Origin of the sequence: Methylomonas subterranea (genome assembly GCF_024505185.1) — a bacterium.
GTDB lineage: Bacteria > Pseudomonadota > Gammaproteobacteria > Methylococcales > Methylomonadaceae > Methylomonas > Methylomonas subterranea.
Genome location: NZ_JANIBJ010000058.1, coordinates 1 through 14,025, shown reverse-complemented (window position 1 = coordinate 14,025; position 14,025 = coordinate 1). Strand labels below are relative to the sequence as shown.

Genomic DNA, 14,025 nt, shown 5'->3' with positions numbered 1-14,025 from the left:
GTGCTCATGCCAAACATGAGCACGCCGTTTTTGCCTTTAATCGAGCGCGGCTCGATTTGAATTATGATGAAGAATGTCCCGCTTCCAGCGTGATTTTCAATTTAGAACCGGGCTTGATGTCGGCGCGATTTTTAGGCACATTGTTCCATTTGCGCAAATCGGTGACATTGACTTTGAAGTGCTTGGAAATTTTCGCCAAGGTGTCGCCGGGTTTGACGGTATAGCTGATTTGCTTAAAGCTGGGAGCCGTGGAAGCCACCTGAATATTGCCGCCGGTCTTTTTGATGGTCAACTTCTGGCCGGGTTTCAAGGCGGATTTGGCGGTCATTTTGTTCCAGCTCAGGATGTCGTTCTTATCCACGGAAAAGCGCTGGGAAATGCTCCACAGGGTATCGCCTTTTTTAATCGTGTATTCCTGTTTGCTCACGCTGACACGCGGTTGCGCGGCGGTTTTTGTATCCGCCGACGCCACGGCGGGCTCGTCGTAGCCTTTGATGTTTTTATACGACATCGGAATCAACAAGGTTTTGCCTTGCCCCACGTCGGTGCTGTCCAGGTGATTGACTTCCTGAATTTGCGCGACCGTGGTGTGATGTTTCTGGGCTATGGATTTTAAGGATTCTTTATTGCCGACGGTGTGGTGTTCCCACTTGATGCGCTCGCTATCGGGCAGCTCGGCCAGTCTTTCCTTGAAGCTGTCGGCTTTTTCGACCGGAATCAACAGGCGGTGCGGGCCTTCGGGCGCCGTGCTCCAGCGGTTGAAGGCCGGATTCAATTTTAAAAAATCGTCCAGCGGCGTTTGGGCCAATTCCGCGGCTTTGCTTAGGTCGATTTGCGATTGTACGTCTATCAGTTCGAAGTAGGGCTCGTTGGCGATCCGTTGCAAGTTGAGATTGTATTTCTCGGGATTGCCGAAAATTTTGGCAATGGCCAGCAGTTTGGGTACGTAAGCCGAGGTTTCGCTGTTTAAATCCAGCGACCAAAAATCGGTTGCTTCGCCGCGCGCGAGGTTTTTGTCCATGGCGTTGCGGATATTGCCCTTGCCGGCGTTATAAGACGCCAAGGCCAGCAGCCAGTCGTTGTTGAATTCCTCGCTGAGTTGCTTCAGAAAGGTGGTGGCGGCCTGGGTCGACTCGATGACGTCGCGGCGGCCGTCGTACCAGCTGTTTTGCTCCAGACCGTACAGACGGCCGGTGGGCGGGATGAACTGCCAAAGGCCGGAGGCCTTGGCTGGCGATTCCGCATCCGGTCTGAAGGCGCTTTCCACGATGGGCAACAGGGCCATTTCGCCGGGAATGTTTTTGGCTTCGATTTCGTTAAGAATAAAAAACAGGTAAGGTTCGGCGCGTTGTTGAACCCGGCTCAAATAATCGGGATTTTTCAGGTAGAAGTTTACTTCCCGGTCGATCCTGGCATTATCTATTTCGGGCAATGCGTAGAGGGATTGCATGCGATCCCAAACCGTCGCATGTTCCTTGGCGTCGTTAGCTTTGCTCAAACGGTTATTATTGTTGTGACCGCGGGTGAAAACGGAAAACTTGCTGCCGGCGGAAGGCGACAAGGGATCTTTGTGAGCGGTTTGGCTACAACCGGTTGCCAGCAATATGGGCAGCAAATAGGACAGATGTCGGGTCGATTTTTTGGAAATTGAGCGAGGCATTGTCTTTACCCTTAAAATCAAAAAATTAGATGCTACCATGGCTTTGCCGATTAAGCCAACAATCCTTCCCCCAGGGGCGACTATTAGATGAAACGAAAATTTTTATTTGCACTGTATCAGACACCGCGGGGCAAATTGCTGCAATCCATGGAAGCGCAGTACCTCAAGCGCTGCATTACCGTGAGTTGCAAGCAGACGCAGTTGCAAATAGGCGGCCTGGATTGGGAAAGCGAGTTTGTGGATTGTTCGTTGTACAGAAATTATGTGATTCTGGACGGTAAGGGCATGGGCGACAGCCACGCCTTGAAGGTGAATGCCAAAGCCTTCAACCTACCGATACAGACCGAATCGATGGATTTAGTGATCATTCCGCACATGCTGGAATTCGACGCCCAGCGTTTTCGCACCATGCGCGAGGTGCATCGCGTATTGAAGCCCGGCGGGGAATTGGTAATTTTGAATTTCAACTCGCTCAGTCTGTATGTGCGCTTGCAGTTTTTATGGGATAAAAAAATCGGCGAGTCGTGGCATGCACATTTCGTCACGCGGTCCCGTTTGTCGGATTGGTTAAAATTGCTGAATTTCGAAATATTGCATAGCGCGGAATTCGGCCTGGATACTTTTACCATCAGGCACGGGGGATTTTCAGCGCCGATAAATTCCATGTTTTCCATGGCATATGGGATCAAGGCGGTCAAAAGACAGTATTCCCTGATTCCGCTTACTCCCGCAAAAAGTGGCAAAACCCGCTTGGCGGCGGCTAATGTCGGCTTGGAATCCAATTTACAAAAAACTGGAAAATGATATGAGCGAAGTTGTAACGATATACACCGACGGGGCCTGTAAGGGTAACCCAGGGCCGGGCGGCTGGGGCGTGTGCATGCGCTATAAGGATCGGGAAAAACAACTCTGCGGCGGGGAAGCGGAGACCACGAATAACCGGATGGAACTGATGGCGGCCATACAGGCCTTGGAAGTCTTGAAGCAGTCCTGCGCGGTCAAATTGCATACGGATTCCAAATATGTGTTGCAAGGCATTACCGAGTGGATGGTCAACTGGAAAAAACGCGGCTGGAAAACCGCCGCCAACAAACCGGTCAAAAATGAAGATTTGTGGCGGCGGCTGGACAGCTGCATTCAGCGCCATAGTATCGAATGGATTTGGGTCAAGGGCCATTCCGGCGATATCGGTAATGAAACGGCCGACAGTCTGGCCAATCAAGGCATCCGACGCTTGAAGCCATAAAATTATCGAAACGGGAGAACGTCATGTTAAGCGTGATTGCAGCCGCATTGGTCGATGTATGGTTTTACGGCACGGCCGGGCGTTCCGGCCGGCCGCCGGTGTCTTGGGGTGTTTCCGGTGTTGTGGTGTATTTTTTGGCGGCGTTGTTGTGGAGCCTGACCGTCACGCCGAGTGTCAAGGATGCCGCCACGCATAATCAAAATGGCGCGCTGATCTTCATTGTGCGCTATGCCTATGTCGGCGTCGGTTTGGCGGCCGCGGCGGCGCTGAATTTTTGGTTGAATAAAGGCAGCAATTGAAGCGTGGCGCCATGGATTGGTCGGTTTACATCATCTTATGCAGCGACGGCAGTTTGTATACCGGGATCAGCACCGATGTCGAAAGGCGTTTTCTTCAGCACCTGAACGGCAAGGGCGCCAAGTTTTTTCGCGGACGGCAGCCGCTGAACGTCGCCTATCGGGAAACCAACTATTCGCGCGCGGACGCCTGCCGCCGCGAAAGCGCCATCAAAAAAATGCGGCGCGCGGAAAAATGGGCTTTGATCCAACAAAACCGGTTGTTGTTACGGGACGGGGTGATGCCGCCGTCTTCATAACACGATACCTTGCCGGGCCAGCCAGAGTTTGCCGAATTCCAGCAAAAGCCCAGCACCGCCGCAGGCCAGAATCAGCGGAATCACGTTTACTTTATATCGGAACAGCGCCCAAAAATCGCACAGGCCGATCAGCGCGGAAATGCCGTCGAAACGGCCCTCGAAGCCTTGCGGCCAGAACACGTGCCAAGCGAAAAACACCGCCAGATTCAGAATCATGCCGACCACGGCGGCGGTGATGCCGGTCAAGGGCGCGGTAAATTTCAAATTGCCGTGGGTCGATTCCACAAGCGGGCCGCCGGCCAGAATGAACAGAAAGCTGGGCAGGAAGGTGAAATAGGTGACCAGCGTGGCGGCCACCGCGCCGGCCACGAAGCTGACCACCATGATCAAGGGTCCGGGCGTGGTTTCGCCCAGGGCCAAGCCGTCTATCATTTGCCGCGGCGTCAGCCAGTGAAAATGCTAGACCGCGCCTTGATAGACGTAGGGCAAAACCGCGTAAGCGCCGCCAAAGGCCAACAAGGCCGCCTTGGTGAAAACCAACCCATTTGCGTCAGCGCGGCGTTCCAGCCGTATTCAGCGCATGGCCAGCCGATGACGGCGGCCCATAAAGCCAAGCCGACGACAATGACTTTGCATAAACCCGGCCAGGAAAATAAGGCATGGGACGGTGTCGGCGTATCGTCGTCCATCAATGCCGGGCCGTAACTCCGTTCGGCCGCGCCCTGTCCTCCGCTCAAGGCAAATTTGTCCGGTAGCCATTTGCCGCCCATGCCGCCCAAAAGACCGGCCAGCAACACGATCAACGGAAACGGCGCATGCAGCAAAAAATGGCTGAAAACACCATGGCCGTCACTGTCGGTTTAATCCCGTACAGCACGCCGGTTACCGCCGCGACCTGACCGTAGGCCAGATACAACCAGCTTAAACCGATCAAGATCAACCAAGATGGCAACACAAACAAGCCGCCGGCGACGATGCCGCCGAGCTTGCGGTGCCTCAGCCAGCCGAAATAGGCAGTCAATTGCTGGGCTTCCGGCCCCGGCAATAGCCTGCAGTAGTTCAAGGCATGCAGAAAACGTTGGTCCGACAGCCAGCGCTGTCTTTCCACCAGTTCCTGGTGCATGATGGCGATTTGCCCGGCCGGGCCGCCGAAGCTGATAAAGCCCAGCTTCAGCCAAAAGCGAAAAGCCTGCCCAAAAGCCACGGGGGCGGGCCTGTTGTGACGATCGACCGTGTGTTCGGAATGGTTGGATGTCATGAGTTTGTCGCTTTTTTGGAAGGTTGTTGTCAACATTGTTCGCTTATGCGTGTGGCGGATGCTACCCAGATAACTGAATGTATACAACAGGCTTGGATTGATTGGCGGGGCGGAGGGTATTTTCCGTGTTTAAAAATGATATTGATTCTCGTTTGTGTCAAAGGTATCATGTGAAGCGTATTTACTTTTTTTACATTTGGCAATTACTTGACGGGGATGGGTATGTTCGAATCCAAACGGTTAATCGGGGCCATGTCCCTGATATGGCTCTCGGCCGGCGCGGGCGCGGCCGCGGCCGAGGAAAAGACGGCCAAAGACCAGCCGGTCGCGGTAAAGCAGGTCGAGGCGGAAGCCTTGGATATGGTCAGCGTGGTCGGTAGCGCGGAAGACGCCAAGGATATGCCGGCTTCCGCGACCTACATAGGCACCGAGGACATTCGGGAGCAAAGTTACAGCGACATCAACCGCATCTTGCGCAAAGCCCCAGGGGTAAATATTCGGGAGGAAGACGGCTTCGGCTTATTCCCGAATATCAGCTTTCGCGGTGTCGATACCACCCGCAGCGCCAAGATTACCGTGATGGAAGACGGCGTGTTGGTGGCGCCGGCGGCCTATTCGGCGCCGGCGGCTTATTACAACCCGGCCGGCGGGCGGATGAGCGGCGTCGAGGTATTGAAGGGCGGCAGCCAGATTAAATACGGCCCGCACATTACCGGCGGCGTTATGAACTATTTATCCACGCCGATTCCGCTGGAAGGCAAGGCCTACCTGAAATCCATCTACGGCAGTTACGGCGAGTTCCGCTCGCACGGTTTTGTCGGCGACACCCTGGATACCGCGCACGGCAGGGTAGGGTATCTGGTGGAAGGTTTTTATCGCGGATCCGACGGTTTTAAAACCATAGACAGCACGCCGGATTTCCACAACGGCGATCAAACCGGTTTTCAACAGGTCGAGCCCATGGTGCGTTTGTCTTGGGAACCCAATACCGCCATGTATCAAAAGCTGGAAGTCAAATTCGGCTATTCCAGCATGGATGCTAATGAAACCTATCTGGGGCTGAGCGAAGAGGATTTTCGCAACGATCCTTATCGCCGGTATTCCGCGTCGCGTTTCGATAATATCGATAGTCAGCAATACGGCGGCTTTGCCCGTTATTTCATCTCGCCGACCAACAACCTGGACATTGTCACTACCGCGTATTACAAGGAGTTCAATCGAAACTGGAGCAAATTGCAGGATATTCGCTTCGGCGGCAGCAACCGGGATTTGGCCCGCTCGTTGGCGGGTGATTTTAACGGGCAGGGCTTGGCCTGTTTGAAAGGCGATTTTGCCTGCAGTCTGCGGGTCCGCGATAACAACCGCGCCTATTATGCCGGCGGTGTGGAAACCATGGCCAACTACCGATTCGACTCGGGTGTCATTCATCACGAGCTTAATGGCGGTTTTCGCTATCACACCGACGCGGAAACACGCTTTCAGCACGATACCCGCTATACACAAAACGCCAGCGGCGTCATAACTAATGTCGATGTCGGCAAGCCCGGCAGCCAAGACGACAGAACCGGCGAAACCCATGCCTACGCCTTCTTTTTAAAGGACAGGATGGAATGGGGCAAACTGGGTTTCACGCCGGGTTTCCGCTACGAACATCTCGACCAAGTCTATGACGACAGGCGGACGGCGTCCAAGATGAAAGCCAGAACCGCAACGGATTTATATGCCGGCGGCGCCAGCGTGGATTATAAATTCACCGACGAATTCATGATGTTCGCCAGTGCGCATCGCGGCTTTTCGCCCGCCGGGCCCGCCGACGCGGTCGCTCAGAATGCCCAGCCCGAAACCAGCAATGCCTACGAATTGGGCGGTCGTTACAAGCGCGGCGCATTTTCGGCCGAAGTGACCGGGTTTTACACGCAGTTTGAAAACCTGCTGGTGATTGAGAGTATTGGCGGTGGCGGCAGCGACGATTTCAAAAATTTTGGCGCCGTCGATAGCCGAGGCGTTGAAGTAGCGATGAATTACGATGCCGGCGAAGATTTCGGCTGGGGTTTCAGAAATCCTTATTTTGTCTCGTTCACCTATACCGATACGGAACAGTTGAATAACGCGGCTTCTAAAGACCCCGAGTCCATATTCAGTTTCGGCAAGAAAGGCAACAGGATTCCCTATATTCCGGAATACACCTTGAGTTTCGGCAGCGGCCTGCACTTTGACCGCTGGGGTATGGAGGTGGCCGCTAACTATGTCAGCTCCGTCTTCGCCAGCGCCAGCAATACCAGCGAACAGCTGGACGGCGACGGCAAGCCGAATTCCCGCTTCGGTAAAACCGACGAATACGTCATCGTGGATGTCTCGGCTTATTACAAGGTCGCCAAGGGCGTGAAAATCCTGGGCGGCGTGCAGAATGCCGGTAATGAAGAATACATCGTCTCCCGCCAGCCTTACGGTCCGCGTCCCGGCATGCCTTTATTTGCATACGGCGGTTTCGAACTGGATTTCGATATTTAAAGCTCCAACCGTCTCCCGCGGGCCTTGCGGGAGACGGCCTTTTGCGCTTTTCCTTCCGCCCCTGTACCATGTTTCAGCATATTAATTAAGGGGGGTGAGTCATGCACAAACATCTACAAAAAGTCAGAGAGTTTCACGATCAATTCGGTATAGAGCAGCCCGAATATCCCGAAACCGCGCACCTGTCAGACATGGACATCGTCATGCGGCAAGCCTTGCTGATGGATTGCGGCAGCGAAACCTTCAAAGCCATCACGGCCGGCGACTTGGCCAAGATTCTGGCCGGCTTGGTGGATCTGGCCTACAACGCCTTGGCGGCCATTGCCTGTCGAGGCGACGATGTGGTAGCCACTTCGGTGGCTTGGCGGCAGGACGGTTCGGTACTATCCGTGATGCGGGTGCTGGCGGACAAAATCAACAACTGTTCGTCCGGAGAAAGCATTCACTATTCGGCTTTATACAACATCTGCGAACAACTGGCGCGTAGCTTCATCAATGCCGATTTCGATAAAGCCTTCGGCATGGTGCATGGCAACTTGATGAATACGGCACAGCGCGCCGGCAGCGCTCATGATTACAGTCAACGCCTGGCACAGGAAACCTTGCCGCAAGCGCCGGACTTAAGCGACGCACTCTACGAATAAAGCATGACCGGGCAAGTTTACACCTTGGGTTTCATCGGTATCGGACTGATGGGCCGGCCCATGACCTTGCGGCTGCTGGATGCCGGCTTTCGGGTCAAGGTCTGGAATCGCAGTCCGGAAAAATTGCAAACCGTTGCCGCCGCCGGCGCGGGGGTTTGCGACAGCATTGCCGAATTGGTGCGGCAATCCGACCTGATCTTGCTGTGTCTGGCCGATACGGCGGTGGTCGAAAATATTGTGCTCCAACACATACTGCCGCATGGCCGCCCCGACCAACTGTTGATCGATTTGTCCAGCATTCACCCGGAAACTACTCGGCAACTGGCGGAGCGCTTGCAGCAACACTGCGGCATGCGCTGGGTCGATGCGCCGGTATCTGGCGGCACGGCCGGTGCCGAGCAGGGCAGTTTGGCCGTCATGGCCGGCGGCGAGGCGGACGACATTGCCATTGCCCGCCGGGTGTTGCAACCTTTATATAGCCGATTTACCCACATGGGACCGGTCGGAAGTGGGCAGATCAGCAAAATCTGTAATCAAATGATAGTCAGCTGCAATGTGCTGGTGATTGCGGAGATGATGGCCTTGGCCGAACGGGCCGGGGTGGATAGCGCAAAAATTCCCGAGGCGCTTACCGGCGGTTTCGCCGATTCCAGGCCGCTGCAAATCGTCGGCCCGGAAATGGCGGCCGGACAATTCGAACCCGTGAAGTGGCGGGTGAAAACCTTGTTAAAGGATTTGAGCATGGCGGTGGATGTGGCCAATAAGCAAGGCAGTTCGATACCCATGTCGGGTCTGGCGGCGCAATTGATGCAACTGCACGGTTTGCGGGGCTTTCTGGATCAAGACCCGTCCACGCTGATTAAACTGTACCGGCCGGACTGATGCTGCGTTTTAGCGCCAATTTGAGCATGTTGTTTAGCGAACTGCCCTTGTTGCAGCGCTTCCAGGCCGCCAAACAGGCCGGTTTTGCGGCGGTGGAAATACAATTTCCCTACCAGTTATCCGCCGAATCGATACGACAAGCCTTGCGGACGCACGATCTGAAATTGGTACTGTTTAATGTGGATGCCGACGACTTGTTGCAAGGCGGCGAAGGCCTGGCCGCCGTGCCGGAAAAACAGGCCTATTTCAAGACCGCTGTTGCGCGGGCCCGCGATTATGCCGAAGTATTGCGGCCGGACTGTATCAATGTATTGCCCGGTCGTTGTCTGAATGCCGGCCGTATGACCGAGTATCGGCAAACCTTGGGCGAAAATTTGCTTTACGCAGCCGATGTCTTTGCCGAGCTTGGGCTGACAACGGTATTCGAGGCGATCAACAGTCATGATATGCCGGGCTTTATGGTCGACGGTTCCGCCAAGATGCTGTCGATATGGCATGAGTTGAATCACCCCAAATTACGTTTGCAATACGATATATACCACATGAGCCGGATGGGGGAAGACTGTATGGCCTTTCTGGCCGAACATGTGGATAAAATCGGCCACATACAATTCGCCGACTGTCCCGGTCGCGGCCGGCCGGGGAGCGGCGGCTTGGATTTTGCCTCGCTATTCGATGCTATTGCGGCCTTGCCTTATGAGGGCTGGGTGGGGGCGGAATATATACCCGGCCCCGTGACGGCCGAGGGTTTGGCCTGGATGAAAACCCCGTCGGCAAGCGAGGCGGCCGCGTTATAATGCGCGGGATTCAAGTTAAAGGTTTTTGCCATGTCAAAATTCGATCTGACGATTCATCACGCCAGCCTGATTGTCTCCGATACCGAGCAGTCGCTGAAATTCTATCGGGATATTTTGGGCATGCGGCCCACGGAACGCCCGCCCTTGCCGTTTCCCGGCGCCTGGTTGCAAATCGGCGCCCAGCAGATACATCTGTTGGAACTGGACAATCCGGACCCGACCGAAGGCAGACCCGCGCATGGCGGCCGCGACCGCCATGTAGCCCTGCATTGCAGTTCGGTGGATGCCTTGCGCGACGAGCTGGATAAAGCCGGTATGACTTACACCATGAGTATTTCCGGGCGCAAGGCGCTGTTTTGCCGGGATAGGGACGGTAACGCGCTGGAGTTTATCGAACGGCCGCTTTGAATAGTTAATGACCAAAATTACCCTTTACGCTGTGCTGTGGATAGCCAGTCTGGCGATGATCCTGCTGGTTACGGGATTTGTCGGCTGGCGGCTAGGCTGGCCCGGACTGGCGGTGTTTTTGTATCCCTTGGCCGGTCATATCATGTTGCTGGCATTTTCCTTGCTTTTACTGTTGGGATGCGGATTGTTTCTGCGGGCGCTGTACCGGGAATTGGTCGTGTATTTTCACGGTGAAGCCGCCGCTGTCCGGCGCTTGGCCATGTTGCGGATATCGCGCCACCATGCCGTTCAGCGGCGGCCGCTTGAAAGGGATCAGATACAGTATCTATATGAATTGAAAAGGCAGCGCCTGTTGACGGCCGACAATAAGAAACACAGCCGGGCGTTGTTCAAGGCCATATCGGCGGAATTGCGCCACTCCGTGGAGCCGGACCGCTTTAGAACCTTGCAGAGACATCTCAAGCAGCATCGCAGCCAAGTCGATCCTCAGGCGATGCTGGCTCTGCGCGAGCGAGTGCTATGCCGCTCTTCAAGCGCTGGCTGAACGGCGCGTTGGCGCTGTGGCGCGATCAGCGCGACGAAAATTTGCGTTGGCATTTGGCCCGGCAGCCGCATGTTGCCGCCTTGCGCGAAGCCAGCCTGTTGGCGGAACAGGCCTTGGTGGCGGAACTGAAGAAACAGGCCAGCCAATTGGCGCACGAATTGGCGTTGAGCGAAACCCGTCACGACAACGAGCTGGCGATGCTGAAAATTCAGTGCAAACAGGATTTGAAGGATTATCGGGAATATTTGCAGGCCTTGGATAAGCTCAAGCTCGGCTTACGGGAAAATTTCGCCCATTTGCCGGAAGCCGTGGCCTTTACGATTCATCACCACGCCAAGCAATTGTTGAATCGGATGTGGGACGCCGAGGACCCGCGGGAGAAACTCAAGGTGGAGATGCAGCTGATTCAATTCATGACGGCCGTGCACGAAGACAATATAGGCTCGCTGCGGAGCGGGGGGGAGGCGACCCTGCCGCAAAAGACCCTGGCCTTTATCGACAGCGGCGATTAACGGTTAAGGGTTCCGCCCAAAATAACTTCGGCAGTTTGTTCTCTCTCCCTTCGGAGGCTGTCGTAAAAGCCGATCAGTTCCTTCACCCGCCGGGAGAGGGTGGGGTGAGGGATGTACACAGGGAAGTTATTAGAGGCGGAATCCTAAATCGGTTGAAAATAGCCTTCAATGGCTTTGATCAGCTTTTTATCCAGCGCAAACATCACCACGTGGTCGCCCTCGGCAAATACCGTATCGTGATGCACCGGAATCACTTCCTTGTCTCTGATCAGCGCGCCCAGGATCACGCCGTCGGGTAGATTGATTTGATCCACCCGCAAGCCTACCACGGATTTGGCATCCGCGCTGCGGTGGGCAATGGCTTCTATGGCTTCCGCGCTGCCGCCGCACACCGAGCTGACGCCGACCACATCGCCCTTTCTGACGTGCCTGAGTATGCTGCCCAGGGTTTCCAGCTTGGGTTGGATGGCCAGGTCGATATCCGTGCCTTCGACCAGTTGCAGATAAGAATTGTTGTTGATCAAACAGATGGCTTTTTTGGCGCCCAGTTTCTTGGCCAGCCCGGCTGAAATCAAATTGACGCCGTCGTTGTTGGTGATGGCGCAGAACAAATCCACTTCCTCTACCATTTCTTCCTGCAGCAGGGACTGGTCTGTACAGTCGCCGTGCAGGATCAAGGTCTTGCGTAAATCGTTGGAAATTTCCTTGGCCCGGTTGATATCCTGCTCGATGACTTTGACGTGGTAATTGTTTTCCAGGGCAATTGCCAATCGCTTGCCGACGTGGCCGCCGCCGGCCAACATGATGGATTTGATCGGCGATTCCAGTTTGTGCAGGTCTACCAGGGTTTTGCGGACTTTGTCGCGCGGGCAGACGAAGAACACTTCGTCGCCGGTGGCAATCAAGGCTTCGCCGTTAACCGGAATGGCCTTGCCGTTACGGAAAATGGCCGCGACCCGGATCATGCTGTCGGCCAGTTTTTCCTTGACCGCTTGTATGCGTTTGCCGGTCAAAAATCCGGTGGGGACTACGCGAATCGAGACCAGACGCACCAAGCCTTCGGCGAATTCCGACACATGCAGGGCGCCGGGATATTTGATCAGGTTGTGAATGGCTTCGGTAATCACCTGTTCCGGGCTGATGACGATGTCGATGCCGCCGGGAGCGAATAATTCCGGATGGTTCAAGAAGTCCAGGGCACGTACTCTGGCAATCGTTTTGGGCTTTTCATACAGGGTATTGATGACCTGACAGGCCAGCATATTGGTTTCGTCGTTATTGGTGACCGCCAGCACCATGTCGGCTGTGCCCACTCCGGCCTGCTCCAGAATGCTGGGGTGGGCGGCATTACCTTCTATGGTGGCGATGTCCAGCCGGCCCTTCAGCGCGGACAATAAATGCGGTTTTTGATCGATCACCACGATATCGTTTTCTTCGCTGGCAAGTGCGCCGGCAACCGAAGAGCCGGTGACTCCGGCGCCAAGAATCACAATTTTCATTAAATTTCAGCAAGACAAAAAGTGTAGGGGGCTCGAGTCGAATGAGGCTGGGCAAGCTGGGTGAGCAAGGATAACGGTGGAAATTATACCTTGATCAGCCGGGCTGTCCATGGCGGCGGCTGAATAAACGCACCCGGCGCGGCAAACAATTAACCGGCATGAAAGCCAGAATCGTAAGCTTTAACGGCGCGTTGCCGGGTTACGGCAATCGCGGATACTAATGTCTTGATACAACGGGCCGTTGCGGCATACCATCCGCCGACCACTCAACATTGGATAAAGGCGTATGAATAAACCGAGGATACAGATATTCGGCGAAGTATTGTTCGATCACTTTCCGGACGGCAGCGTGGTGTTGGGTGGGGCGCCGTTTAACGTCGCCTGGCATTTGCAAGCCTTTAAACAAAATCCGTGTTTCATCAGCCGTATCGGTACGGACGATACCGGGGCGGCGGTACAGGCTGGCATGGAAAACTGGCAGATGGATTTGTCCGGGTTACAGCGCGATACCGAGCATCCTACCGGGACGGTGCTGGTCAGGATAGAGCAGGGCGAGCCCAGTTATCTGATCGTGCCCGAGCAAGCCTACGACTTTATCGACGCCGAACAATTGCCGGAGAACAGAGAAGCCGGTTTGCTGTATCACGGCTCCTTGGCCTTGCGTAATGCGGTATCCCGGCAAGCGCTGGCGCGCTTGAAACGAAACCATCGCGGCAAGGTGTTCATGGACGTGAATCTGCGCGCGCCGTGGTGGGACAAGACGGAGGTGCTGGCCTGGGTAGGCGAGGCGGACTGGGTCAAGTTGAATCACCTGGAGTTGCAGGCGCTGCAGGCCGGTTCCGCTGATTTTGACGTGGCGATGCAGGCGTTTTTAGCAGAACACCAACTGCAGGGCTTGGTCGTCACTCGCGGCGAAAAAGGCGCTGTCGCCATCAATGCGGACGGTCAGCGCGCCGCGGCCGTGCCGGTAACAGCGTTGCAGGTTGTCGACACCGTCGGTGCCGGAGACGCCTTCGCCGCCGTGCTGATGTTGGGTATTCAACTGGAATGGCCGTTGCAGTTAATCCTGGAACGGGCCCAGGCTTTCGCTTCCGGCATCGTCGGCCGGCGCGGCGCCACTGTTCAGGATGGGAGTTTTTATCGGTGTTTCGCGCGGGAGTGGGCGTTGTGAAGCCGAACCTCCGCAATGCTAAAAACAGTGCCGGACCACGGTTACGTAGTTGCGTAGGGTACGCACCGCACACCCTTTTGGCGTTTGATTTATTGTGAATCTAGAGAATGACAACCCGCAGCCTATCAGCATGACGCTCTGAATCGCCTGACTTTACAGGATTACGCCGACAATGCATTGGATACCCTCTATCTCTACGACAGCGCAGTGGCTGCACACAACAGTATCGGACGCCTGTCCTCCATCACCGATGGCAATAGCGAAACCCAATACGCCTACGATCGTCGCGGCAACCTAA

General features: G+C 55.2%; 17 protein-coding genes. 13 read left to right on the top strand and 4 right to left on the bottom strand.

The features are described from left to right. Positions 1 to 61: 61 nt before the first annotated feature. The gene (locus NP590_RS19590) at positions 62 to 1,660 is read right to left on the bottom strand and encodes a LysM peptidoglycan-binding domain-containing protein (protein WP_256604415.1); all 1,599 of its coding nucleotides are present in this window, start codon (positions 1,658 to 1,660) and stop codon (positions 62 to 64) included. A gap of 87 nt (positions 1,661 to 1,747) precedes the next feature. Here NP590_RS19590 and NP590_RS19585 point away from each other — a divergent pair, with 87 nt between their 5' ends. The 4 genes from NP590_RS19585 to NP590_RS19570 are packed head-to-tail and all read left to right on the top strand — an operon-like array spanning position 1,748 to position 3,501. Next, the gene (locus tag NP590_RS19585) at positions 1,748 to 2,464 is read left to right on the top strand and encodes a class I SAM-dependent methyltransferase (protein ID WP_256604414.1); all 717 of its coding nucleotides are present in this window, start codon (positions 1,748 to 1,750) and stop codon (positions 2,462 to 2,464) included. A gap of 1 nt (position 2,465) precedes the next feature. Further along, positions 2,466 to 2,906, top strand: coding sequence for a ribonuclease HI (rnhA, locus tag NP590_RS19580; RefSeq protein WP_256604413.1), 441 nt, complete (start codon positions 2,466 to 2,468; stop codon positions 2,904 to 2,906). A gap of 23 nt (positions 2,907 to 2,929) precedes the next feature. After that, positions 2,930 to 3,205: a hypothetical protein gene (locus NP590_RS19575; RefSeq protein ID WP_256604411.1), complete on the top strand. Its 276-nt coding sequence runs from the start codon at positions 2,930 to 2,932 to the stop codon at positions 3,203 to 3,205. 11 nt (positions 3,206 to 3,216) lie between these two features. Next, complete coding sequence (locus NP590_RS19570; protein WP_256604410.1) at positions 3,217 to 3,501, top strand: GIY-YIG nuclease family protein; 285 nt, start codon at positions 3,217 to 3,219, stop codon at positions 3,499 to 3,501. Here the strand turns inward: NP590_RS19570 and NP590_RS20700 are convergent. After that, a complete protein-coding gene (locus NP590_RS20700; protein WP_443192671.1) occupies positions 3,496 to 3,933 on the bottom strand; it encodes a chromate transporter in 438 nt (145 codons plus the stop codon). The genes NP590_RS19570 and NP590_RS20700 overlap by 6 nt on opposite strands. Before the next feature lie 18 nt (positions 3,934 to 3,951). On the opposite strand from NP590_RS20700, the gene NP590_RS20695 reads away from it, so the two are divergent. Then, positions 3,952 to 4,206, top strand: a complete 255-nt coding sequence (locus NP590_RS20695; protein ID WP_443192670.1) for a hypothetical protein — start codon at positions 3,952 to 3,954, stop codon at positions 4,204 to 4,206. Positions 4,207 to 4,300: 94 nt separating this feature from the next. Here NP590_RS20695 and NP590_RS20690 read toward each other — a convergent pair whose 3' ends face one another. Then, on the bottom strand, positions 4,301 to 4,759 hold the full coding sequence (locus NP590_RS20690) for a chromate transporter (RefSeq protein ID WP_443192669.1): 459 nt from the start codon (positions 4,757 to 4,759) through the stop codon (positions 4,301 to 4,303). Between the two features lie 252 nt (positions 4,760 to 5,011). On the opposite strand from NP590_RS20690, the gene NP590_RS19560 reads away from it, so the two are divergent. The 7 genes from NP590_RS19560 (at position 5,012) to NP590_RS19530 (ending at position 11,057) form a co-directional block, all read left to right on the top strand. Beyond that, on the top strand, positions 5,012 to 7,270 hold the full coding sequence (locus NP590_RS19560; RefSeq protein ID WP_256604409.1) for a TonB-dependent receptor family protein: 2,259 nt from the start codon (positions 5,012 to 5,014) through the stop codon (positions 7,268 to 7,270). A gap of 101 nt (positions 7,271 to 7,371) precedes the next feature. Continuing rightward, positions 7,372 to 7,914: a nucleoside triphosphate pyrophosphohydrolase family protein gene (locus NP590_RS19555; protein ID WP_256604408.1), complete on the top strand. Its 543-nt coding sequence runs from the start codon at positions 7,372 to 7,374 to the stop codon at positions 7,912 to 7,914. A gap of 3 nt (positions 7,915 to 7,917) precedes the next feature. Then, on the top strand, positions 7,918 to 8,796 hold the full coding sequence (locus NP590_RS19550) for an NAD(P)-dependent oxidoreductase (protein ID WP_256604407.1): 879 nt from the start codon (positions 7,918 to 7,920) through the stop codon (positions 8,794 to 8,796). Then, on the top strand, positions 8,796 to 9,593 hold the full coding sequence (locus NP590_RS19545) for a hydroxypyruvate isomerase family protein (protein ID WP_256604406.1): 798 nt from the start codon (positions 8,796 to 8,798) through the stop codon (positions 9,591 to 9,593). Before NP590_RS19550 ends, NP590_RS19545 begins: the two co-directional genes overlap by 1 nt. 30 nt (positions 9,594 to 9,623) lie before the next feature. Then, the gene (locus NP590_RS19540) at positions 9,624 to 10,001 is read left to right on the top strand and encodes a VOC family protein (RefSeq protein WP_256604405.1); all 378 of its coding nucleotides are present in this window, start codon (positions 9,624 to 9,626) and stop codon (positions 9,999 to 10,001) included. A 7-nt stretch (positions 10,002 to 10,008) separates the two neighbouring features. Next, a complete protein-coding gene (locus NP590_RS19535) occupies positions 10,009 to 10,545 on the top strand; it encodes a hypothetical protein (protein WP_256604404.1) in 537 nt (178 codons plus the stop codon). Then, entirely contained in the window at positions 10,521 to 11,057 is a 537-nt protein-coding gene (locus tag NP590_RS19530; RefSeq protein WP_256604403.1) for a hypothetical protein, read from the top strand. Before NP590_RS19535 ends, NP590_RS19530 begins: the two co-directional genes overlap by 25 nt. 143 nt (positions 11,058 to 11,200) lie before the next feature. Here NP590_RS19530 and trkA read toward each other — a convergent pair whose 3' ends face one another. Then, entirely contained in the window at positions 11,201 to 12,556 is a 1,356-nt protein-coding gene (trkA, locus tag NP590_RS19525) for a Trk system potassium transporter TrkA (protein WP_256604402.1), read from the bottom strand. 286 nt (positions 12,557 to 12,842) lie between these two features. Here trkA and NP590_RS19520 point away from each other — a divergent pair, with 286 nt between their 5' ends. Continuing rightward, entirely contained in the window at positions 12,843 to 13,727 is an 885-nt protein-coding gene (locus NP590_RS19520) for a carbohydrate kinase family protein (RefSeq protein WP_256604401.1), read from the top strand. The last annotated feature ends 298 nt before the right edge of the window (positions 13,728 to 14,025 follow it).

What these genes read in the sequence shown, in the direction of transcription:
- NP590_RS19590 (WP_256604415.1), bottom strand. Translation starts at nt 1,660, where the DNA reads ATGCCTCGCTCAATTTCCAAAAAATCGACCCGACATCTGTCCTATTTG.
- NP590_RS19585 (WP_256604414.1), top strand. Translation starts at nt 1,748, where the DNA reads ATGAAACGAAAATTTTTATTTGCACTGTATCAGACACCGCGGGGCAAA.
- rnhA (WP_256604413.1), top strand. Translation starts at nt 2,466, where the DNA reads ATGAGCGAAGTTGTAACGATATACACCGACGGGGCCTGTAAGGGTAAC.
- NP590_RS19575 (WP_256604411.1), top strand. Translation starts at nt 2,930, where the DNA reads ATGTTAAGCGTGATTGCAGCCGCATTGGTCGATGTATGGTTTTACGGC.
- NP590_RS19570 (WP_256604410.1), top strand. Translation starts at nt 3,217, where the DNA reads ATGGATTGGTCGGTTTACATCATCTTATGCAGCGACGGCAGTTTGTAT.
- NP590_RS20700 (WP_443192671.1), bottom strand. Translation starts at nt 3,933, where the DNA reads ATGATAGACGGCTTGGCCCTGGGCGAAACCACGCCCGGACCCTTGATC.
- NP590_RS20690 (WP_443192669.1), bottom strand. Translation starts at nt 4,759, where the DNA reads ATGACATCCAACCATTCCGAACACACGGTCGATCGTCACAACAGGCCC.
- NP590_RS19560 (WP_256604409.1), top strand. Translation starts at nt 5,012, where the DNA reads ATGTCCCTGATATGGCTCTCGGCCGGCGCGGGCGCGGCCGCGGCCGAG.
- NP590_RS19555 (WP_256604408.1), top strand. Translation starts at nt 7,372, where the DNA reads ATGCACAAACATCTACAAAAAGTCAGAGAGTTTCACGATCAATTCGGT.
- NP590_RS19550 (WP_256604407.1), top strand. Translation starts at nt 7,918, where the DNA reads ATGACCGGGCAAGTTTACACCTTGGGTTTCATCGGTATCGGACTGATG.
- NP590_RS19545 (WP_256604406.1), top strand. Translation starts at nt 8,796, where the DNA reads ATGCTGCGTTTTAGCGCCAATTTGAGCATGTTGTTTAGCGAACTGCCC.
- NP590_RS19540 (WP_256604405.1), top strand. Translation starts at nt 9,624, where the DNA reads ATGTCAAAATTCGATCTGACGATTCATCACGCCAGCCTGATTGTCTCC.
- NP590_RS19535 (WP_256604404.1), top strand. Translation starts at nt 10,009, where the DNA reads ATGACCAAAATTACCCTTTACGCTGTGCTGTGGATAGCCAGTCTGGCG.
- NP590_RS19530 (WP_256604403.1), top strand. Translation starts at nt 10,521, where the DNA reads ATGCCGCTCTTCAAGCGCTGGCTGAACGGCGCGTTGGCGCTGTGGCGC.
- trkA (WP_256604402.1), bottom strand. Translation starts at nt 12,556, where the DNA reads ATGAAAATTGTGATTCTTGGCGCCGGAGTCACCGGCTCTTCGGTTGCC.
- NP590_RS19520 (WP_256604401.1), top strand. Translation starts at nt 12,843, where the DNA reads ATGAATAAACCGAGGATACAGATATTCGGCGAAGTATTGTTCGATCAC.